4 protein-coding genes (1 of these 4 cut by a window edge) are annotated in these 24405 nt (G+C 69.8%); all 4 read right to left on the reverse strand.

The genetic code is table 11. The features are described from left to right. A protein-coding gene (locus tag MHN80_RS03535) for a non-ribosomal peptide synthase/polyketide synthase (RefSeq protein ID WP_239399579.1) crosses the window boundary here: on the reverse strand, window positions 1–14146 show its 5' portion. It extends 26099 nt beyond the left edge of the window; the window shows 14146 of its 40245 coding nt (coding positions 1–14146); it begins with the start codon at window positions 14144–14146; the stop codon falls past the left edge of the window. Continuing rightward, window positions 14143–22338, reverse strand: coding sequence for an amino acid adenylation domain-containing protein (locus MHN80_RS03540; RefSeq protein ID WP_239399581.1), 8196 nt, complete (start codon window positions 22336–22338; stop codon window positions 14143–14145). The genes MHN80_RS03535 and MHN80_RS03540 overlap by 4 nt, the downstream gene beginning before the upstream one ends. A 372-nt stretch (window positions 22339–22710) precedes the next feature. Beyond that, window positions 22711–23577 carry an ABC transporter permease gene (locus tag MHN80_RS03545; protein ID WP_004020539.1) on the reverse strand — a complete coding sequence of 289 codons (867 nt, stop codon included), beginning with the start codon at window positions 23575–23577 and terminating at the stop codon, window positions 22711–22713. Beyond that, on the reverse strand, window positions 23577–24404 hold the full coding sequence (locus MHN80_RS03550) for an ABC transporter permease (RefSeq protein WP_101821610.1): 828 nt from the start codon (window positions 24402–24404) through the stop codon (window positions 23577–23579). Before MHN80_RS03550 ends, MHN80_RS03545 begins: the two co-directional genes overlap by 1 nt. Window position 24405: the final 1 nt, after the last annotated feature.

The raw sequence follows: 24405 nt of genomic DNA on the forward strand, positions 1-24405 counted from the left end.
TGCGCACCCGGTCCAGCAGTGCCTCGAAGGTCTCCTCGCCTGTCACCGGGACGCGCAGCACGAGGGTGTTCACGAACATGCCGACGAGCGCGTCGAGTGCGGCCTTCCCGCGCCCCGCGATGGGGGTGCCGACGACGATGTCGTCGGTCGCCGAGAGACGTGCGAGCAGCACGGTGAGCGCCGCGTGGACGACCATGAACGGGGTCACCCCGCGTTCGGATGCGACCCGTTCGATCGCATCGCCGACCGGGGCCGGGATGTCGAAGTCGAAGCGGGCGCCGCGCTGCGACGCCACCGGCGGGCGCGGGCGGTCAGTGGGCAGTTCGAGGACGTCCGGCGTGCCGGCGAGCCGGCTCGTCCAGTGGTCGAGCTGGGCCGCGATGAGCGAGTCCGGGTCGCCGGCCGAGCCGAAGACGTCGTGCTGCCACAGTGCGTAGTCGGCGAACTCGACCTCGAGCTCGGCGTACTCGGGCTCCTGACCCGACACGCGCGCACCGTAGGCGGTGATCAGATCCGCGAGCATGGGTTTCATCGATTCGCCGTCGGCGGCGATGTGGTGCACGACCACGACGAAGACGAACTCGTCGGCGGCGACCGGCCACAACCGCGCACGGATCGGCCAGTCGGCGGTGACGTCGAAGCCGGAGGTGATCGCGGTCTCGAGGTGCTCCTCGGAGTCCACGATCGCCCAGTCGAGGCGGTCGACCTCGTCGCGTCCGTGGATCCGCTGATACGGGACCCCCTCGACGTCGGGGAACGTCGTCCGCAGCACGGCCTGGCGGACGACGAGGTCCTCGACCGCGGCGTGCAGGGCCTCGGCATCGACCGGACCACGCAGGCGCAGCCCGATCGGGATGTTGTAGGTCGACGACGCGGGTTCGAACCGGTTGATGAACCAGAGGCGTTGTTGGGCGAAGGACAGCGGGATCCGGTCCGGCCGCGGCGAGACCGCGACCACGGGCGGCAGGCTCGCGCCGCGCCCGGACACCGCCGCGACGAGATCGCGGACGGACGGCGCCTCGAACACGTCCCGCACCGACACCTCGGTACCGAGTGCGTCGGCGACGCGGGAGGCGAGGCGGGTCGCCGACAGCGAGTTGCCGCCGAGGTCGAAGAAGCTTGTCGCGACCCCGATCTCGTCGACACCGAGCACCTCGGCGAAGACCTCCGCGACCGCGGTCTCCTGCGGGCCCGCAGGGGCGACGACATCCTCGACGACGGTGGCCGAGTCCGGTACGGGCAGGGCCCCGCGATCGAGCTTCCCGTTCGCCGTCAGCGGCAGGGTCTCGAGATCGACGATCTGGTCGGGGATCATGTACGACGGCACCGCGCGCCCGGCGATGCGCCGGACCTCGGCGGTGTCGACCGCGTTCTCCGCGGCGCGGACGAGGTAGCCGATGAGTTGCTCACCGCGGCCGGGGATGTCGACGACACGTGCCGCCGCCGCACTCACACCCGGCACCGCCAGGAGCGCCGCCTCGATCTCACCGAACTCGATCCGGTAGCCGCGCAACTGGACCTGTGCGTCCCCGCGGCCGAGGTACTCGATGTCATCGCCCACCCGGCGGGCCAGATCGCCCGTGCGGTACATCCGGGCTCCGGGCCCGCCGTAGGGCGACGCCACGAAACGCGTCGACGACAGCCCGGCACGCTTGAGGTAGCCCTGCGCGAGTTGCCCACCGGTGACGTACATCTCGCCGACGATGCCCTCGGGCACCGGGCGAAGACGGTCGTCGAGCACGTGGATGGCCAACGAGCTCAACGGGCGGCCGATGAAGCTCGCGTCGTCGGCCGTCACCGACTGCGGGTCGAGCGGCCGGAAGCTGACGTGCACGGTCGTCTCGGTGATGCCGTACATGTTGACCAGCGACGTGGACTCGCCCGGGTGGTCGTCGAACCAGCGGCGGACCTGCTCGAAACTGAGCGCCTCGCCGCCGAACACGATGTAGCGCAACGACAGTGCGGCCTCACGGCGCCGGCGGGTCTCGGCGAGCTGATAGAACGCCGACGGTGTCTGGCTCAGCACGGTGACGCGTTCGCGCGCCAGCAGGTCGAGGAATTCCTCCGGTGCACGCGCCAGGTCCCGGTCCACCAGCACGAGACGGCCACCGGTCAGCAGCGGCCCCCACAGCTCCCAGACCGAGAAGTCGAACGCGTACGAGTGGAACATGGTCCAGACGTCGGTCTCGTCGACATCGAAATCATCTGCGGCCGTGTCCATCAGGGTGACCACGTCGCGGTGGGTGACCTCCACGCCCTTGGGTCGGCCGGTGGACCCCGACGTGTAGATCACGTAGGCGCGCGAGTCGGGGTGGATCGCGACCGGTCGTGCATCCGCACCGGCACCGTCGGCCACCAGCTGCGCGACCGGCACCACCGGCGTCGACCCCAGCTCCGACCACAGCTCGACGTCCGCGGTCGTGTCATCGATGATCACCGCGCTCGGCGCGGCATCGGAGACGATGAAACGCAGACGGTCGATCGGATTGGTGGTGTCCAGCGGCAGATAGCCGGCGCCGGAACGCAACACACCCAGGATCGAGGAAACGAGATCGACGCCGCGGGAGGTCGCCACGGCGACGAGATCGCCGGCGGAGACACCGCGCGCCTGCAACGCGGCGGCGACCGCTGCGGAGCGCTCGCCGAGTTCGCGGTAGTCCACCGTCGTCGCGGTGTCGGTGACGGCCGGGCGCCCTGCGTGCGCGAGCACCGAGCGGCCGAACAGCTCCACCAGCGACGAGTCCGTGTTCGCCGTGCGGGCGACCGGCGGCGTGATCGCGCGTCGGTACTCCGCGTCGTCGCGCAGGGAGATCGCCCCGATCTCGACGGTCGGATCCGCGACGACACCGGTCAGGATGCGGATCAGCGCATCCGAATACACCTGCACCTGCCGGTCGTCGAAGGCCGCGGGCAGGTACTTCAGCTTCAGCTCGATCCGGTCGCCGACCACGCCGGTCACCAGGTTCAGCGGGTAATGGGTCGAGTCCGTCGCATCGAGATCCTCGATCCCGATGCCACCGGCATCGGCGCCCTGCTTCAGCGACTGGGCGTCGACCGGATACGACTCGTGCACGGCAAGGGTGTCGAAGAGCTGCCCGCGACCGACGAGAGCGGTCAGTTCGGGCAGTCCGAGGTGCTGGTGGTCGAGGACCGCGACCTTCGAGGCCTGCAGCGCGTCGAGAACGTCGGCGGCGCGGGCGTTCGGATCGACGTCGGCGACGGCGGGCAGCGTGTTGATGAAGAGGCCGACCATCGTCTCGACGCCGTCCAGATCGGCCGGACGACCGGAGACGGTCTCGCCGAAGACGACGGTCCGCTGACCGGTGATGCGCGACAACAGAACCGCCCAGGCGAACTGCATCACCGTCGAGACGGTGACTCCTCGTGCGCGCGTGAGGTCGTCGACGGCGGAGGTGATCTCGGGCGGCAGCAACACGCTGTGGTCGCGCGGCAGCTGATCGGAGGTCGCCTCGCGGCCGGAGCCGACCAGCGTCGGTTCGTCGACGGCGGACAGCACCGAACGCCACGCCGCCAGCCCCGCCTCGGTGTCGGACGCGGCGATGTAGCGCAGGTAGTCGAGATAGTCTCCCCGCGCGCCGGACTCGGCGGCGACGGTGCCGGTGTAGGTCTGACCGGTCGCGTACAGCGCGAACAGATCCGCCATGATGAGCGGGCTCGACCAGCCGTCGATCAGGATGTGGTGGCTGGTGACGACCAGCGTCGAACGCGCGCCACTGCGGACGAGGACGAACCGCATGAGCGGGCCGGACTCCAGATCGAACGGCGTCGCGCGCTCGACCTGCGCGACGTCGGCGACCCCGCGGTCACCGTCCGGTCCGGCAGCCGACACGGCATCGAGATCGACTGTCCGCCAGGGGATGTCGACCGTCTCGGGGACCACCGCGACGACCTCGCCGCTGGGCACCCGGACGAAACTCGAGCGCAGCACGCGATGGCGGGCGAAGACCTCGCGCACGGCGTCGGCGAGTCGGTCGGCGTCGACCTGCCCCTTCAGGGTCACCACCGCCTGCGCGGTGTAGACGTCGACCGCGCCGGCCGCACGGCCCGCGGCGGCGAGTTCGGCCTGGAACTGCAGGCCGCGCTGCAACGGCGACAGCGGCCACACGTCCGCGCCCGGATACCTCCGGGCGAGATGATCGAGATCGTCCTGGGTGACGCGTGCCCCGAGGACGTCCGACGGGGAGAGCCCCGGGTCGCCGATGCGGGCGACCTCCTCGACGATCGTCGCCAGTTCGGCGTCCCATCGCCGCGCGAGGTCGTCGACGTCCGCTGCGGAGAGTGCGCCGCGGGGGAAGGTGAACTCCGCGACGAACTCGCGACCGGCGTCGCCGACGGCGGTTCCGGCGTTGATGCTCAACAGGTTCGGCGCGACCATCGCACCGGTCACGGTGCCGGGCAGGCGCGGCGCCGCGGGGTCGGGCAGGAACGGCATCCCCGCCTCACCGGCGGTGGTGTTCTCGCCGGCCGCCCCGGTTCCGGTGACGTTGCCGAGGTAGTTGAATCCGATGCTCGGCATCGGCCGTCGGGACAACTCGGTACCGCCGTAGCGGAGCAGGCCATAGCCGATCCCGTTGTCGGGCGCACCGGCCCGCTCTTCCTTGGCGACCTTGACCGTGTGGACGGAGTCGCCGCGCACATCGATGGCCATCGGCGCGATCGTGGTGAACCACCCGACGGTCCGGGACAGGTCCACGGCCCGCGGATCGGGCCCGTGCAGGAGGGCTTCCTCATACCGCCCGTGGCCCTCGAGCAGGAGGGTCACCGGCCGGTCGTCGACGATCCCCCGGTCCTGCTGCCAGGTCCGGACGGCGCGCGCGAGCGCCGCGACGAGGGCGTCGTTGACGTTGCCGCGGAACGCCGTCGGCACCGTCGTGAGCAGCGCCTCGGTGACCGGCGAGGCGACCCTGTGCACGACGGTGTCGGTGGTGGACATCCGATCGCGTTCCCGGTCGAGCCGCGCGCCGAGGTCGGTGACGTGTTCGGGTGAGCGTTCGAGCCAGTAGCGCAGTTCGCCGGCCCGCTCGGCGCGCCGTGCGTCGAGGGCCGCGGTGAAGGCGCGGGCCGAGGTCGTCTCCGGTCGCAGCGAATACGCCTGCCCCCCTTGGTGCTGCGCCCAGGCGGTCAGCAGGTCCTCGATGATCACCCGCCACGAGACGGCATCGACGCCGAGGTGGTGGATGACGACCACGAGACGCGCGTCGTCGTCGGGATCGGTGACCAGCACGGCCGCGACGAGCCGCCCGGCGGTCGGGTCGAGACGACGCGAGGCGTCTTCGAAGGCCGCGACGACGGTGTCGGCGAAACCCGGCTCGCCGGTCCGTGCCGGACTCGCGAGGGCGGTGACCGCACCGGAATCCAGCGGGACGACGCCGGTGCGCATGTGCCATTCGCCGTCCGGTCCGGACTCGACGGCTGCGGCGAGCATCGGATGCACGGCGACGACCTGCGCGAGGAGTTCCTGCGCGATCTCCACGGTGAGTCCGGCCGGAGCGCCGAGCACCATCGACTGGGAGAAGTCGCCGAAGTCGGTGACCTCGTCGGTGTGGTCGAGAATCCACGAGACCACCGGCGGCACGGCCATCGGGCCGATCCCACCGCCGGGCAGCTCCGCCAGCGCGGGCACCCGCTCGCCCCGGGCGCCGACCGCTCGGGCGATCGCACGAACGGTCTTGTGCTCGAAGATGTCCCGGGGCGACACGTCGATCCCGGCGGCACGGGCGGCCGACGCCACCTGGATGGACATGATGGAGTCGCCACCGAGCGCGAAGAAGGAGTCGCCGACGCTGACCCGCTCGAGTCCGAGCAGACCGCCGATGATCGAGGCGAGCTGCTGTTCGACCGGCGTCTCCGCCGCGACGTGATCGGATTCGATCTCGATCGTCGGTGCGGGCAGTGCCCGCCGGTCGAGTTTGCCCACCGGGGTGAGCGGCAACGCGTCGAGCGCGACGATGCTCGCGGGCACCATGAACAGCGGCAGCCGATCGGCGAGATGCTCGCGGAGAGCGGCGATGTCGACGTCCGCACGCAGCACCACGTAGGCGGCGAGTGCCGAGACCACCGACTGTCCGCTCGCGGCGAGCGCACCGTCGGAATCGACCCCGGTGACGACCGCGGACGCCACGGCGGGGTGATCGCCGAGCGCGCTCTCGATCTCGCCGAGTTCGATGCGCAGACCGCGGAGCTTGATCTGGTCGTCACTGCGGCCGACGTAGTCCACCGACAGGGACCCGTCGCGGTCTCGCGACCACCGGACGACGTCGCCGGTGCGATAGATCCGGTCTCCCGGCTCACCGAAGGGGTTGGCGACGAACCGTTCGGCGGTCAGCCCACGGCGGTCGAGGTAACCACGCGCCAGGGCGGGACCGCTGACGTACAGCTCGCCCGCCACCCCGACCGGAACCGGACGCAGCCGGCCGTCGAGCACCAGCAGGTCGACGCCGTCGATCGGAGGGCCGATGTGGAGTCGTTCCCCCGGTTCGGTCGGCGGGGCGACGGTGATCACGATGGTGGTCTCGGTCGGACCGTAGACATTGCGGAAGGCGACGAATCGACTCCAGCGGTCGCGCAACGACTCCGGCACGGCCTCGCCACCCGCCCAGACGGACTCCAGGTGCGGGAGCTCGGCGGGATCGAGGGATGCCAGCACCGTCGGGGTCAGGAACGTATGGGTGACCCGGTGTGCGCGCATGAAGTCCGCGAGCGGCGCCCCGGCAACCGCGTCACGATCGCGGTAGACGACCGCTGCGCCCGCGGTGAAGGTCAGCAGATACTCGAGGACGAAGGCGTCGAAGCTCGGCGATGCGAAGCCCAGGACGCGCGAGTCGCGGGTGATCCCGGACCTCCTGACCGCCTCGACACCGAAATTGCGCAGACCACCCGCGGTGACCTCGACCCCCTTCGGCAGACCCGTCGAGCCGGAGGTGTAGATCACGTAGGCGGTGTCGCCGGTTCGGACGGGCGCGGGGCGATCGGAGTCGGTGACGGGCGCATCGCTGAGCCCCGCGACCGCTTCGGCCGATTCCGACGAATCCAGGTGCACCCACTGCCCGCCGAAAGCGGCGACGTCGGCGACGCCGGTCAGTGTGAGCCCGATGGTCGCACCGGAGTCGGACATCATGTGGGCGACGCGGTCGGCCGGGTAGTCGGGGTCGATCGGGACGTATCCGGCGCCGGTCTTGGCGACCGCCCAGATGGCGACCATGAGGTCGACCGAACGCGGGATGACGAGGGCCACCAGCGTTTCGCGGTCGATGCCCTGAGCAAGCAGGTGGCGGGCCAGCCGGTTCGACGCGGAGTCGAGTTCACCATAGGTGAGCGTGCGTTCGGGGTCGACGACCGCGATGCGGTCGGTCCCGGCGTTCTCGACCGCGCCGGCGAACAGCTCTGCCAGCGGCACGGCCGGCGTCGCGGGCCGGCGGCCGACCGGGGTGAGCATGTCACGCTCGGTGGCGTCGAGCAGGTCGGCATCCCCGACCGGCACGGTCGAATCGGTGACCAGCTCGTGCAGCAGCCGGGCGAACCGATCCATCATCTGTGCGACCGTCGCCTCGTCGAACAGGTCGGTGGCGTAGTTGACGCGACCGATCCAGGACCCGCCGCGTCCGCCGCGCAGTCCGACCGTCAGGTCCACCTTGGCCGAGTTCTCCTCGGTCTCCACCACTTCCACCGCCAGGTCGTCGATGTCGGCGACGAGCGTGGACGGATCCGCGGGGGTGGGGTCGACGGTCAGCAGGATCTGGGTGAGCGGCGCGAACGCCTCGGATCGCGACGGCGCCAGTGCATCGACGACTGCCTCGAACGGCGCGTCGGCGTGCGCGAAGGCGTCGAGATCGGTGCCCCGCACCGCGTCGAGCAGGTCGGCGAACCGCTGCGCCGGGTCGACGACGGTCCGCAGGACGAGCGTGTTGACGAACATGCCGACCAGCGGATCCAGGGCGGCATCGCCGCGGCCGGCGATCGGGGTGCCGATCGCGATGTCGTCGGTCGCCGACAGCCGCGACAGCAGCACCGCGAGCGCGGCGTGGATGATCATGAACTCGGTCACGCCACGTTCGGCAGCGAGTCCGCGGACGAGATCTGCTGTTGCCGAGTCGATCTCGAACCCGACCTCGGCACCGGCCATCGACGCGACCGTGGGGCGCGGCCGGTCGGCGGGCAGTTCGAGCACCTCGGGCAGTCCGGCCAGCGCGGAGCGCCAGTAATCGACCTGAGCCGACACCCGCGAGTCCGGATCGTCGATCGACCCGAGTTCACGACGCTGCCAGAGCGCGACGTCGGCGAACTGCACCTCGAGTGCCGCGAACTCCGGCGATCGTCCCTGTGAGCGTGCGACATACGCCGTGACGACGTCGGTGACCAGCGGACGCATCGACTCGCCGTCGCCGGCGATGTGGTGGATCACGATGAGGACGATGTGTTCGAGATCGTCGACGCGATGGACCCGAATCCGGATCGGTCGCTGCACCGTGACGTCGAAACCACCGGCGGCGGCCGCGAAGAGCTCGGACTCGTCGTCGACGACGTCCCAATCGAGTTCGGCCGCAACCCCGGCCGCGTCCCCGATGACCTGTCGCGGTCCACCGTCGATCGACGGGAACACCGTCCGGAGCACTTCCTGACGCTCGACGACGTCGACCATCGCGGCACGCAGCGCCGCGAGATCGAGCTTGCCCCGCAACCGCAGGGCGATCGGGATGTTGTAGGCGGCCGACGTGGTGTCGAACTGGTTGATGAACCAGATCCGTTGCTGCGCATAGGACAGCGGGATCTGATCCGGCCGTGGGAAGACCGCCGTCACCGGGGGGAGGCCGGGCACGCGATCGGCGACACGCCGGGCCAGTTCGCGCACGCTGGGTGCATCGAACAGGTCGCGGACGCTGACCTCGACGCCGAGTGCTGCACCGGCACGAGCCGCCACCCGCATCGCGGCCAGCGAGTTGCCGCCGAGGTCGAAGAAGGAGTCGACCACCGAGACCCGCTCGACGCCGAGTACCTCCGCGACGACTCCCGCGAGGATGCGTTCGGCGGGGGTCGCGGGTTCGACGACCTCGGACTCGGTCACGGCGGGCGCGGGCAGCGCCCGGCGATCGACCTTGCCGGAGGCGTTGCGCGGCATCTCGTCCAGGACGACCCACAGCGTGGGACGCAGGTGCGCGAGCAGTCTCTCGGCGGCGAAGGCACGGACCGCGTCGACGTCCACGGTGTCGCCCGGATGGCCGGTGAGGTAGGCCACGAGCGCGTCGCCCGCGGGGGTCGTGGAAACCGCCGCGGCCGCTGAGACCACGCCCGGCGCCGCGGCCAGCACGGCCTCGGTCTCGCCGAGTTCGATGCGCTGGCCGTGGATCTTGACCTGGAAGTCGGTGCGGCCGAGGTATTCGATGTCGCCGTCGGCGCGCCAGCGGGCGAGGTCGCCGGTCCGGTACAGCCGCGCGCCGGCGGGCCCGGCGGGGTCCGCGACGAACGACTGGGCGGTCAGGGCGGGTGCGGCCGCATAACCCCGGGCCATCTGTGCGCCACCGAGATACAGCTCTCCCGGCACACCCGGTGCGACGGGGCGCAGGCGACGATCGAGGATTCGGGCGGTGAGTCCGGGTGCGGGGCGACCGACGGGCACCACGTCCACGGGCTCGGTCAGGGCGGCGATCGTGGCGTCGACGGTCATCTCGGTGGGGCCGTACTGGTTCACGATCACCGCGTGCGGAGCTGCCGCGAGCGTCTGCTGGGTCACCGCGGGTGTGAGTGCCTCACCGCCGGTGAAGATCTGGCGCACCGAGGACAGACCGGTGGCGGGATCGAAGGCCTCGTCGAGGAACACTGCGAGCAGCGACGGGACGAACTGCACGGAGGTGACCCGCTCGTCGGCGATGACCCGGGCCAGGTGGGCCGGGTCCCGGTGCCCGTCGGGTGCAGCGACCACGGCGGTCGCGCCGGCGACGAAGGGCCAGAACAGCTCCCAGACCGACGCGTCGAAGGTGTACGGCGTCTTCACCAGCACCCGTTCGTCCGCCGCATCGCCGGTGTAGGCCCCGAACCAGGACAGCATGTCGTGCAGACCGCGATGCGTGATCGTCACGCCCTTGGGCTGTCCGGTCGAGCCGGATGTGAAGAGCGTGTACACCGGGTGCCCGCCGCGCAACGACGCCGACCGGTCCGCGTCGGTCACGGGCGCGGGCTCCGCGGTGGCGAGCGCGTCGAGATCGACCGTGATCAGGGTGCCCGACCCGGCTCCGCCGGGGGCAATCGACTCAGCCCAGCCCGGGACCGCGCCGGCGACGACGACCGTCGACGCACCGGACAGCGCGAGTTGTCGGCGGACGACATCCGCCGGCGCCTCCGGATCGAGCGGCACGTACGTTCCACCGGCGAGCACGATCCCGTGGATCGCGACCAGCATCTCGACCGATCGCGGCACGCCGACCGCGACGGGCACGTCCGGCCCGACTCCCCGCCGCAGGAGGGTCTGCGCGAACGCATGGACCAGTGCTCCGTACTCGGCGTAGTCCAGGGTGCGACCGTCGGCGCGAATCGCCGCCCGGGATGCGTTGCGCGCGAACGACTCTGCCAGCGCATCGGCGACCGTCACGGCTGGCTCGGGCAGCGCGGCGGCGCCGCCCCACCGGTCGAGTACCGCGTGTTCGGCCGCGGTCATCAGATCGGCATCGCCGACGGGCGCCGCCGGGTCTGCCGTCAGGGTGTCGAGGAGTCGGACGAACCGGTCGGCAAAAAGACGTACCGTCTCTGCGTCGTACAGGTCGGTGGCGTAGAGCACCGATCCCTGCCAGTTGTCCCCGTTGTCGGCGATCCCGACGGTCAGGTCGACCCGAGCGGACAGGTCATGCGGTTCGACCGGTGTGACGGCCAGACCGCCGCCCTCCCCGATCGTCAGCGTCTGGGATGCCAGATCGGCGATGGCCGACTGGTCGAAGGCGAGCCACACCTGCGCCAGCGGGGCGTAGGCCTCGGTGCGCATCGGGTTCACCCGTTCGACGACCGCCTCGAACGGGATGTCCGCGTTGGCAAAAGCCTCGAGATCGGTGCGACGGACGTCGTCGAGCAACCGGTCGAAACCGGCCGACAGGTCGACGCCGGTGCGGAGGACCAGGGTGTTGACGAACATGCCGACCATCGGGTCGAGGATCGACTGCCCGCGCCCGGCGATCGGCGTGCCGACGGTGATGTCCTCGGTCGCCGACAGGCGCGACAGCAGCACCGCGAGGGCCCCATGCGCCACCATGAACGGGGTGAGTCCGCGATCGCGGGCCAGCCGCGCGACACGCTCGGAGACATGCTGCGGCACAGCGAACTCGACGCGTGCTCCGCGCTGCGAGGCGACCGCGGGCCGCGGTCGATCGGTGGGCAACTCCACGACGTCGGGCGCGCCGTCGAGTTGCCGCGCCCAGTACTGCAGCTGCGCCCCGATGAGCGAGGAGTCGTCGGTCGCGGCACCGAACACGCGCCGCTGCCACAGGGCGACGTCGGCCATCTGGACCGGCAACGGCCGGAACTCGGGTGCGTTCCCGGCTACCCGCGCGGTGTACGCGGTGATCAGATCGGTCACCAGCGGCGCGAGGGACTCGCCATCGCACGAGATGTGGTGCACGACCATCCCGAGGACCGCCTCGGAGTCCGAGAGACGGGAGAAGCCCACGCGCACAGGGAGTTCGGCAACCAGGTCGAATCCGCCGAGCATCACCTCGGGCAGCATCGATTCCGGCACGTCGCGCCAGTCGAGCATCGCGGCTGCCGCGGCCGGCTCGTGGACGAGCTGGTAGGCCTCGCCATCGAACTCGGGGTAGGTGGTGCGCAGGACCTCGTGACGCGTCATGACGTCGAGCAACGCCTCACGCAGAGCAGCGGCGTCGACGCTGCCGGACAGCTTCAGCACCATCGGGATGTTGTAGGCCGGCGAGGACGGATCGAAGCGGTTGATGAACCACATCCGCTGCTGCGCGAGCGACAGCGGGACGCGGTCCGGACGCGCGGCGACGGGTTCGATCGGCGGCAGCCCCGGTCGTTTCGAGGCGGCGGCCAGCGCGAGGTCGCGAACCGTCGGGGCATCGAAGAGGTCCCGGACGGTGAGGTCCACGCCGAGCGTCTCCGCGGCGCGGCCGACGATGCGGGCGGCCAGCAGCGAGTTGCCGCCGACGTCGAAGACCGACTCCACGACGCTGATGTCCTCGAGACCGAGCACCTCCGCGAAGATGTCCCGCAGGGCTGTCTCGGTGTCGTTCTCGGGCGCGACGAACTCGGTCGTCGATGCCAGCACCGGACGCGGCAGTGCGCTGCGATCGAGTTTGCCGTTCTGGGTCAGCGGCAGCCGCTCGACCGCCATCACGACGTCGGGGACCATGTACTCCGGCACCGCGGTCGCGACACGACGGCGGACGAGTTGTTCGTCGACCTCGACGCCCGGCTCCGGAACCACGTAGGCGGCCAGGATCTCGCCACGATCGGGCAGATCCACGACGTTGGCCGCACCGGCCGAGATCCCGTCGAGGCCCACCAGCGCGGCCTCGATCTCCCCGTATTCGATGCGGAAGCCGCGGAGCTGGACCTGGGCGTCGCCACGACCGAGGTACTCGATGTCGTCGCCGACGCGGCGCGCCAGATCGCCGGTCCGGTACATGCGGTCACCGGAATCGTTGGGCGCGAACGGATTCGCGACGAAGCGCGTGGCACTGAGACCGGCCCGCCGGAGGTATCCCTGCGCGAGTTGCGTTCCGGTGACGTACATCTCGCCGATGACACCCTCGGGCACCGGCCGCAGCCGCGAGTCGAGGATGTGGATGTCCAGCGACGACAGCGGTCGTCCGATGAACGACGCGTCCCCCGCCGACACCGCGGCGCGGTCCAGGGCGCGGTAGCTGACATGCACCGTGGTCTCGGTGATGCCGTACATGTTGACCAGCTGCGCCGGGTCGGCCGGGTTGTCGTCGAACCAGCGCCGGACCTGCTCGAAACTCAGCGCCTCGCCACCGAATACGATGTAGCGCAACGCGAGTGCGGCCCGCTTGGCCCGCTGTGCGGCGATGAGCTGGTAGAACGCCGACGGCGTCTGACTCAGCACCGTGACCCGCTCGGTCTCGAGGAGGTCGACGAAGGCTTCCGGGTCCCGCGTCGTGTCCTGATCGACGACGACGACGCGCCCGCCGGTCACGAGGGGTCCCCAGATCTCCCAGACCGAGAAGTCGAAGGCGTACGAATGGAACAGCGTCCACACGTCCTCCGGCCCGAACGCGAATTCCTCGGCCGCGGCCTTCATCAGCGCGACGACCTCGCGGTGCGAGACGACGACACCCTTCGGCTTGCCCGTCGAACCGGATGTGTAGATCAGGTAGGCCGGCAGCCGGTCGTCGAAAGCCTCGGTCGCCGCTGCCCCCGGTGCTCCCTGAGGGGCCCCGGCCGGCAGATCCCCGGGCGCGACAAACCGCACATCGATGACATCCCACGTCGCGGCGAGCTCCGCGTCGGTGAGCACCAGCAGCGGCGCGGCGTCGTCGATGATCGACTGCGCGCGGGCGACCGGTTGGGAGCGGTCGAGCGGCAGATACGCCGCCCCGGTCTTGAGGACGGCCAGCAGGGCCACGATCAGCTCGGTCCGGCGCGGGAGCGCCACGCCGACCAGGCGGCCCGGGCCGGCACCGGCCGCGCGGAGTCCGCCGGCCAGCGCGTCGGACTGCTCGTCGAGTTCGCGATAGGACAGCACTGCCCCGGTCGCGTCGCCGACCGCCGGACGGTCGGCATGGCGAGCGACGGCCGAGCGGAAGAGTCCGGGCAACGAACCGAGGTCGGTGCTGCCGATGAGTTCCAGTGCACGCTCGCGGATGAGCGCGATCGCGCGCCGGGTGGCGTCGGCGATCTCGGCGGGCGCACGACCGGGGGCCGCCTCGGTCTGGGTGACCCCGGCGCCCACCGCGGCCTCGGTGTCGAGGCCCTGGGCGATGAAGACGCCGGCCGTCGCCGACACGCGCGCGTACAGCTCACCGAAGGTGACCGGGCCGGACACCGCCTCGTAGGCGGTCTCGGAAGGTGCAACGCCGGCCGAGAAGGCGATCAGGTGCAGTGTCGAAGGCCGCGAGCCCCAGGTGAGAGAGATGTTGGAGGCCGTTGAATCGACATCGGTCACGTCTGAGTCATTCCTTTGGTCGACTGCACTGCTTCGTTCCCGCGGGACCCGCCTCCGGACACGGCCCCGTCCAGTGTTCGCAGGGCTTTGGTGCGGAGATCGCCCAGCACGTCACCGAGCGCGTCGGGCCCCGACACCGCGAGGCCCGGCAACAGGCTCATCAGCGCGGTGGTGAGGGCCGAGTCCGGATCCGGGAGTGCGGCAGCCATCGCATCACTGATCGACGACAGCACCGCGAACGTTACCTCTGCCCCCTGGTGTGCGGCCGCGACGGCGTCGGGCGCGGCGGCCGTGGCCCGGGCGACCAGATCGGGGAGCGCGACCGCGAGTTCGGCGCCGGCGATCTCATCGGCCGCCACCTGCTCGGCGGCGGTCGCGATGTCGATGTCGCCCACCAGCACCTGCGGGTTCTCCGACACCTCCTCGAGGACGCGCAGATAGCGCTGCGCATAGGTCTCGACCGTGCTCTTGGTGAAGATGTCGGCGGCGTAGATCAACTGGCCCGTCATTGAATCAGCGTCCTTTGCTGCCGGTGCACCGAAATCGTCCGGGAACAACGTGAGCTGGAGATCCACCTTGGCTGGGGTCAACTGCTCGGATACCGGGGAAATCGTCATCGAGTCCATGTCGAGCGAGGGGATGGTGAAGTTCTGGTAGGCGAACATCACCTGATAGATCGGGTTGTAACTGGTGGGCGGAGAGGAAAGAACAGATGACACGATCGTATCGAACGCGATTTCGGCGTTCGCCATGTCGGCCAGATCCTCGTCGCGGACACGCTGCAGGAGCTCGGCGAACTTCTCCTCGTCCTGCAGCCGCGAGCGCAGGGCCAGCGTGTTGACGAACATCCCGACCACGCCGTCGAGTTCGGGCTGACCCCGCCCGGCGAACGGCGTGCCGATCACGATGTCGCGCTGGGTGGTCAGCCGGCTCAGCAACACCACCAGTGCGGTCTGCATCACCATGAACAGCGTCGCGTTGTGCTGGCGCGCGACCGCCTCGAGTTTGCGTACCAGGCCGCCGTCGATGTCGAACCGCACCTCGTCGCCGATGAAGGACGGGGTCCGCGGACGCGGCCGATCGGTTGGCAGCTCGAGCCGGGCCGGTGCGTTGCGGAGCCGGTCGGCCCAATAGGCGAGCTGACGGTCCGCCTCGGTCGTCCCGTCGGGTCCGGTGACCGCGAGGGACTCCTGCTGCCACAGCGTGTAGTCCAGGTACTGCACCGCGAGCGGCGCCCACTCCGGCCGCCGGCCGGACACGCGCGCCGAGTACGCCGTCATCACGTCGGTGGCGAGCGGCAGCATCGAGGCGCCGTCGGCGGTGATGTGATGAACGACGAAGACCAGGATGTGTTCGGTGTCGGTGAGTCGCAGCAACGTCATCCGCAACGGCGGTGCGACGGTGACGTCGAAGCCGCGGCCGGTGAACTCGGCGATCACCGGTACCGGATCGCCGTCGACATCGACGACGCTGCGCTCGAGCAGGTCCAGCGCGGCGTCCCGGTCGAGCACGACCTGCATCGGCTCGCCGTCGACGAGCGGGTAACGCGTCCGCATCGACTCGTGACGCTCGATGAGGTCTTCGATCGCGCCGCCGATCGCGTCGGTGTCCAGCTGCCCCGACAGCCGCAGCGCCATCGCCACGTTGTAGGCGGGCGATGCCGGGTCGGCGCGGTTGATCAGCCACATCCCGCGCTGCACGGCCGACAGCGGTGCGCGGTCGCCGTGCGTGCGCGCCGCCAGACGCGGACGGCGCGACGGGGTTCCGTGGTCGCTGGCGAAGGTCGCCATCGCCCGCACCGACGGGGCGTCGAAGACCGCGGCGACCGGGATGTCGACCTCCAGGTCGGCGGACAACCGGGCGGCGACCTTGGTCGCGCTCAGCGAGTTGCCGCCGAGGTCGAAGAACGATTCGGCAACACTGATCCGGTCCACGCCCAGGACATCGGCGAAGACCCGGGCGATCACCCGCTCGGTCTCGGTGCTCGCCGGCACGAATTCGGCGGTCTCGATCACCGGCGCGGGCAGCGCCTTGCGATCGACCTTGCCCGCCGAGTTCAGCGGCATGGTCGCCAGCGGCATCCAGATCGTCGGCACCATGAATTCCGGGACGGTCCCGTTCAGGTGCGACTGGGCGTCGGCCGGGGTGACGGAGTCCGGCGAGTAGTAGGCCACGAGGCTCTGCCCCGACGCGAGGTCGGCGACCGTCACCGCCGTGTGCACGATCCCCGGCACCGACATCAGCGCCGACTCGATCTCCCCGAGCTCCAGGCGCTGACCGCGCAACTTCACCTGGAAGTCGTTGCGGCCCAAGTACTCGATCTCCCCGACCGGACTCCACTTGCCGAGGTCGCCGGTGCGGTACAGACGCGATCCGGCCGGACCGTACGGGTCGGCGACGAAGCGTTCCGCGCTCAGCCGGCCCTGGGAGACGTACCCGCGGGCCAGCTGGACGCCGCCGAGGTAGATCTCGCCGGGCACACCGACCGGAAGGGGCCGCAACCGGTGATCGAGGATGTGGATGGTCGTGTTCGGCACCGGCCGCCCGATCGGCACGACCGTTTCCGAACCGCGGACGTTGTGTTCGGTGACATCGACGGCAGCCTCGGTCGGCCCGTACAGGTTGTGCAGCCCGACGGCGGGCAACGCGGTGCGCAGGCCGCCCGCGGTCGAGGCGGTCAGGGCCTCGCCCGAGGTGAACACCTGACGCAGCGAACTCAGTTCGGCGAGCCGGTCGGCGCCGACGACGTCGAGGAAGGTGGACAGCATCGACGGCACGAAGTGCAGCGTCGTGACGTCCTCGCCCTGGATGATGTCGACGAGGTAGGACGGGTCGCCGTGCCCGCCGGGCACCGCGACCACCAGCCGGGAGCCGGAGATGAAGGGCCAGAACAGCTCCCACACCGACACGTCGAACGTCACCGGCGTCTTCTGCAGCACCACGTCGCGCTGGGTGAGCGTGTAGTGCTCCTGCATCCAGTCGAGGCGGTTGACGATCGCGCGATGTGCCACGACGACACCCTTGGGCCGCCCGGTGGAGCCGGACGTGAAGATCGTGTACGCGGCGTTCTCCGGGCCGAGGGGCACGCGTCGCTCGCCCGGCGCGAACACCTCGACCTGCGCGTCCGCTTCGGCCGAGGCGTCGACCACGGTGACGGTCACGCGGTCGGCGAGATCGTCCACGACGGCGGGGCGGGTTCCCGGCCCGACCAGGACGCGCCGGGTACCGGCGGTCTCGAGCATGTAGTCGGCACGGTCGACCGGCGCCTCGGTGTCCAGCGGCACGTACTGACCGCCGGCGAGCACGATCGCGTGCACCGCGACCAGCAGCTCCACCGAACGCGGGATGCACACGGCCACCGCGACATCCGGGCCGACGCCGTCGTCGACCAGCCGGCGCGCGAGAGCCGATGCCCGCGAAGCGAATTCGGCATAGGTGAGGTCACGGTCGGCGAAGACCAGTGCGACCGCGTCGGGGTCCTGCCGGTACCCGGCGAGCAGCGCGGACGCCAGATCGGGCGCGGTCAGCTCGCGCGGGGCGCCGCGTGACCACGCCCGGACCGTGTCCACCTCGGTCTCGGGAAACGCGAAGAGGTCGTCGACGCGCAACGAGCGGCCGGCGTCGTCGGCCTCGAGCGACCCGGCGATCGCGGCGAGTACGTCGTGGAGGTATCCGGCGAAGCGTTCCACGGTGGGTTCGTCGAAGAGATCCCGCGCGTATCCGAAGGCCACCGAGATCTGGCCCGCGTGGTCGCCGGTGTCGGAGTACTCGACGACGCTGAGCGACAGGTCGTACTTGGCGAACGGGGCGCGCGCGTCGATGAGGCTGATGCCCGCCTCGTCCTCGAAGAGCCGCTCGACCTGGTCGTGCTGCATCACCAGTTCCACCTGGAACAGCGGGGAATGCGCCGTGGAGCGGCGGGCACCCACCGCGTCGACGACCTGCTCGAACGGCACGTCGGCATTGCTGAGGGCCTGCGCGCGAGTGTGATTGGCCTCGTTGAGCAGCTTCGTCAGGTCGGTGTCGGGGTGCACCCGGGTGCGCAGCACGAGGGTGTTGACGAACATGCCGATCAGCTCGGTCAGCTCGGGCTCGTCCCGGCCGGCGATCGCGGTGCCGATCGCCACGTCGTCGCTGCCGCTGAGGCGCGACAGCACCACGGCGAGTGCGGCGTGGAAGATCGCGAACACGGTCACCCCGTGCTGGGCGGCCACCGCGTGCAGCCGGGCGACCGTCTCGGCGTCGAGAAGCGTGTCGACGTACCCGCCCGCGCCGGACGGGCGGATGGGCCGCGCCCGATCGGTCGGCAACGAGATCAGCTCGGGCATCCCGGAAAGCTCGGTGCGCCAGAAGTCGACCTGCGCCGACATCAGCGAGGTCTCGTCGGTGGCGTCCCCCAGGACCTCGCGCTGCCACAGCGCGTAGTCGGCGTACTGCACCGGCAGCGGGCGCCAGGCCGGCTCCCGGCGGGCGAGGCGCGCACCGTATGCCGTCAGGACGTCGGTGATCAGCGGACCGAGGGAGGCACCGTCGCCGACGATGTGGTGCATGACGACGATCAGGACGTGGTCAAGCGTCCCGTCGGGCGCCACGGCGCGGAAAAGTCGTGCGCGGACCGGATATTCATAGTTCAGGTCGAAGCCGGTCACAGCGAAGTCGGCGAGCCTGCGTTCGGTGTCCACCGGTGCCACGTCGACCACGTCGAACAGCCGGGCCGCGGCGGCGGCCTCGGCCGAGTGGATGAACTGGTAGGTCTCACCGTCCTCGTCCGGGAACGTCGTCCGCAACGGCTCGTGCCGCGCGATGACGTCGTCGATCGCGGCGGCCAGTGCGGCGGCATCGACGTCGGCGCCGAGCCGCACCGCCCCCGGGATGTTGTAGGCCGCCGACGTCGGATCCAGCCGGTTGATGAACCAGAGACGACGCTGACTGAACGCGAGCGGAATCCTATCCGGTCGCGGCTGCGGCACGAGTTCCGGCCGCCGCGTGGCGGCGTCATCGGCCACCGGTGTCGCGACTCCGATGATGTCCCCGAGGCTCTGACTCTCGAAGACATTGGCCAGCTTGATGTCCAGGCCGGCGACGGTGCGCAGGCGCGACGCCAGCCGAGCCGCGGTCAGCGAATCCGCCCCGAGCGCGAAGATGTTGTCCTGCAACCCGATCGGCTCGATATCGAGCAGCTCTTCGACGATGGCGACCACTTCGCGCTCACGCGGGGTCGACGGCGCGACGTAGGCGACCCGCTCGTCGCGTGCGAACACCGGAGCGGGTAGCGCCTGCCGGTTCAGCTTGCCGTTCGCGGTGAGGGGTAGCTCGTCGATGAGCATGACGACGTCGGGCACCATGTAGCCGGGCACATGGGCGCGGACCTGCTCGCGGATCGCGGATTCGTCGAGCCCGCAGTCGGTTTCGACGACCGCATAGCCGATCAGTTTCGCCCCGCCGGCCGATGCCGCATCGGTCACGACCGCGGCCGACGCGGCGACCCCGTCGACCGCGCGCAACGCCGTCTCGACCTCACCGAGCTCGACCCGGAAGCCCCGCAACTGGACCTGGGTGTCGGCGCGGCCCAGGTACTGGACGTCGGTGCCGATACGCCGGCCGAGGTCGCCGGAGCGGTACATCCGCTCGCCGGTGCCGTTCAGATCGGCGACGAAGCGGGTGGCCGTGAGCCCACGGCGGTTGCGGTATCCCCGCGCGAGTTGCTCACCGACGACGTAGATCTCACCGACGGCACCCTCGGGGACCGGCTGCAGGCGGTTGTCGAGGACCCGCAGGCCCAACGAGTTCAGCGGGCGGCCGATGAGGCTGGCGCTCTCGCCGCGGACGAGATCGGGATCGAGCGGACGATAGGTGACGTGGACCGTCGTCTCGGTGATGCCGTACATGTTGACGAGTTCGATCTCGTCGCCGAACGACTCGTACCAGTTGTGCACCTCGTCGAAGCGCAGTTCCTCGCCGCCGAAGACGATGTAGCGCAACGCCAACGACGTCCCGGTGCGGCGTCGGACATCGGCGACGATGCTGAACGCCGACGGCGTGAGGGACGCCACCGTGATCTGCTCGTCGGCGAGCAGTTGCAGGAACTCGGCGGGCGCGCGGGCGACCATGCGGTCCACGATCACCGCACGTCCGCCGGTGAGCAGCGGACCGAAGATCTCCCACACCGAGAAGTCGAAGGCGTAGGAGTGGAAGACCGACCACACGTCCTCGGGCGTGAAGTCGAAGTCGGCCCCGGCCGCCTCGAGCAGCGTGGCCACATTGCGGTGCACGATCTCGACGCCCTTGGGCGTCCCGGTCGAGCCGGACGTGTAGATGACGTAGGCCGTCGCCTCGGGCGTCGCCGGCCCGCGCGGCACCGGGGCCGCCGCGACCTCCGGCGTCTGCGCCTCGGCGAGGAGCTGCCCGGTCTCGACGACCGCACACTCCCCCGCCCACGTGGGCCGATCGCCGTCGGAGACGACCAGGCATGCCGGCGCGGCGTCGTCGACGATGTGACGCAGCCGCTCCTCCGGGTTGCCGGTGTCCAACGGGAGATACCCCGCACCCGCCTTCAGCACGGCCAGCATGACGACCACGAGACTCGTGTCGCGCGCCGTTGCGACGCCCACGAGATCGCCCGCACCGATCCCCCGCGCGCTCAGCGACCGCGCCACCGCGTCCGAACGGCTCGCGAGTTCGGCGTAACTCAGCGTCACGCCGTCGGCATCGGAGACGGCTCCCCGGTGACGATGGGCGGTCGCGACCTCGTCGAACAACTCGACGAGGGTCGACGTGCTCGTCCGCGGACGAGGCTGCGGAAGGGCCTCGAGCAACCGGTGATCGTCGTCCACGAGCAGGCCGACCTCGGCGACGGGGAGGTCGAGAGCGGCGTCGGACAGGAACCGGTCGAGGAATGTCAGGAACCGACCGTGCAGCGCATCGAGTTCGGCCGGTGAGTACAGGTGCGGGTTGCCGTGCAGGTCCACGACGAGCGGGGCGCCGGGACTCGACTGGTACAGGTTGATCAGGAGATCTTCGAGGATGCCCGAGGTCAGGATCCGGTACTCCATGTCGGTGCCGTCGATGGCGACCTGCTCGTCGAAGAACACCATGTTGATGGTGGGTCCGAACGAGACCGAACTCTGGTCGAGACCGGCGTCACGCCGGATGTCATCGGACCGGTACCGCTGGTGACGCAGTGCGCCGGTCAGCTCGAGCTGGGCGGTCTGGATCAGCTCGCGGACCGACTTCGACGCCACCTCGCGCAACCGGATCGGCAGGATGTTGGACACCATGCCACCGGAGATCTTGATCTTGGCGGTGGCCCGACCGGTGACCGGAAGACTCAGGACGATGTCGTCGTGGTTGCTCATCCGCGCGAGAAATGCACCGAATGCGGACGTCATCAGAACGGCCAGGGAACTGTTCAGCCCGCCGGCGAGGGTCTCGTACCGACGCTGCCGTTCCGGATCGAGCGCGGCACTCGAGACGACGTTGTCGAAGGAGAGCGACCCGGTGCTGCCGGCCTTCGACAGCGTCACCCGCTCCGGCAGATCCGCGACGCGCTCGAGCCAGTGCGCACGGTCGGTCTCGCGCCGGGTGCTGCCCTGGTAGGCCTCTTCGTACTCGACGATCCCGGCCATCGTGGCCGGCGCCTTGTCGCGCGGTTCCTCGCCCCGCCGGAGCGCGTTGTAGCGGTCGACGGTCCGACGCATGATCGACAACGCGGCATAGCCGTCGATGATGATGTGGTGGGCACGGTTGTACCAGAACGTGCGCTCGTCGGAGATCAGCAGGATCGAGACGATGATGAACTGGTCGTTGAGGAGATCGACGGGTTGCCGGTACTCGGCCTGCATCCACGCCGTCGCGGCCGCAACCGGGTCCGGCTCGGACCGGAAGTCCAGGATGTCGACGGTCTGATCGAAGTCGACATCGACGTACTGCATCGGGATGCCGTCGATCTCGGTCAGACGGACGAACGGCGACTCGACGAGCTTGCCCACGTCGACACAGCACTGGGCGAACAGTTCGACGTCGAGTCCGCCCGGCGCGTGGCGGATGTCCACGTACTGAGCGATGTTGACCGAGTACTCCGACGACAGCGACTCGGCGAACCACATGCCGCGTTGCGCCGCGGTGAGCGGAAGGACCTGAACGGTCTCGTCCACGTCACCCGGCGTATCAGCACGGTAATCGGCGATTGCCACGTCCTCTGAACACTCCCTCGCTAGTCCTGCAGTCGATTAGACCTCACGACACTGCCGTTGGTAATCGTTCAGACCCTCCACATCGGACGCCGACACAGAATCTCCATGCTATTTCACGCGAGGGGGTCTCATGAAACCGGGATGCAGGGCCAGCCTCTGTGAATGCCATCGCCGTACCCACCTTCCTTGTTACGCCCGCCGGCGTGCCCGCGCGCGGTGACCTGCCCGCGCCCGCGTACCGCCATCCGCCGCCCACAAGCCGTTGACCAGCATCGATGCCCCACCAAGGGGTGACGGCCCGATCGGCATCGGCCGCATCGGGGCCATATCGGGTGTCATTCGTTACCCCGACGGTATGGGATCGGTTCGTGGTCATCGATCCCTCGCGGCTTTCCGATAACCGCGAAGAGCCGGATAAATGGAAATGACCAGAATCAGCACGGTCCAAACAGCGACTTTCGTGAGATTCTCCGCAAGTGGTCCGCCCGCGGCCAACGCTCGCATCGTCTCGATCGCCGGGGTCATCGGCTGATTCGCCACGATCGGTTGCAGCCATCCCGGATAAGCACTGATCGGGGAGAATCCGGAGTTGAAGAACATCAGCAGACTCGAGGCCAGACCGAGGTACGGCACGATCGGCGCACCCGGGCGCGCGCTGACGGCGAGTGCGAGCGTCAGGGTCGCGAAGGCGGTGCCGTACGCGAGAGCGACCAGCACGAGCCCGATCGCCGGACCCAGACCCTGCGTGAACCGGAAACCGATGAGATGACCGGCCGCGAGGAGGATGAGCGTCGTCACCAGGATGCGCACCAGTTCCGACATCACCCGCGAGGTGAGGTCCGCCGCCCGGTGGATCGGCAACACATACAGCCGGGCGAGCAGCCCGGTCGCCCGTTCCCGATTCAGACGGGTCGCCGAGGCGATCGAACCGAACATGGCGCCGACGAGGATCACCAGCGGCACTGTGCCGTAGGCACTGTTCTGACCCGTCGCCGAGCCGATCGCGTCGCCGAGCACGACCTTGAACATCAGCATGCTCAGCGCCGGGAAGAGCAATGCCTGCATCAGCGTCGGGACATCGCGGACGAACACCACGATCTGCCGGCCCGCCAGCGGGAGACTCTGCCGCCACCATGCCCGGAACGACGACTCCGTCGGCACATCGGTGGCCGCGCTCGTCAGGAAATGCCGCTGAGCGGTCTGTTCCCCGGTGGAGACGCCCGCCCCGGCGGCGCTCATCAGCGGGTCCTCCGCGTGCTGACGGCCAGCAACAGCAACGCGGTGGCGGCCAGCCCCGCACACCACCACAGCGACGGCTGCAACTGGTGCCAGGTCGCGGTGCCGGCGTCGAGAGCGCGCATCGAATCGGCGAACTGCGAAATGGGCTGGTTACGCACGAACGGCTGAATCCACTCCGGGAACTGCTCGAGCGGTACGAATCCGGTGGACATCATGCCGAGGATCAGCGTCGGCAGCGCCAGGGCCTGGCTGGTGGCCTCCGGGCTGCCGGCGACGAGCCCGAGACCGTCGGCCGCCCACGAGAACAGGGCTCCGATCAGGAAGGCCAGACCGAACAAGCCGACGGTGCCCCAGAGTCCACCTCCCGGACGCCATTCGATGATCAGACAGGCGACGGCAGCACAGGTGAGCGAGATCACCAGCAGCACACCGTTGGTCGCGGTCCGCGCCAGCATCGGGATCACCGGCGACATCGGCATCACCCGAAACCGGGTGTTGATCCCCTGTACGCCGTCGAAGGCCGCGCGCATCGCCGCCGAGGACGCGGCGAAGTTCACCGACTGCAGCACGATGATCGGCATCAAGAACTGGCCATAGTTGATGCCGGGTGCGACCTCGACGATGCTGCGCAACGGCAGATAGAAGCAGACCGCGAGGAAGGCCGGCGAGATGAAGGCGAAGATGACCTCGCCGCCGCGGAACACCTTCGAGATCCCGCGCCCGGACAGCGCCCACCACTGCTGTAGGGGTCGCACCCGCGGCTCGATCAGCGCGGTCGTCGCCGATCCCGACGTCGCCCCCGATCGCAGTACGTCAGAAGTCGTCATG

This window comes from Gordonia sp. McavH-238-E (genome assembly GCF_022348225.1).
Taxonomy (GTDB): Bacteria; Actinomycetota; Actinomycetes; order Mycobacteriales; family Mycobacteriaceae; genus Gordonia; species Gordonia terrae.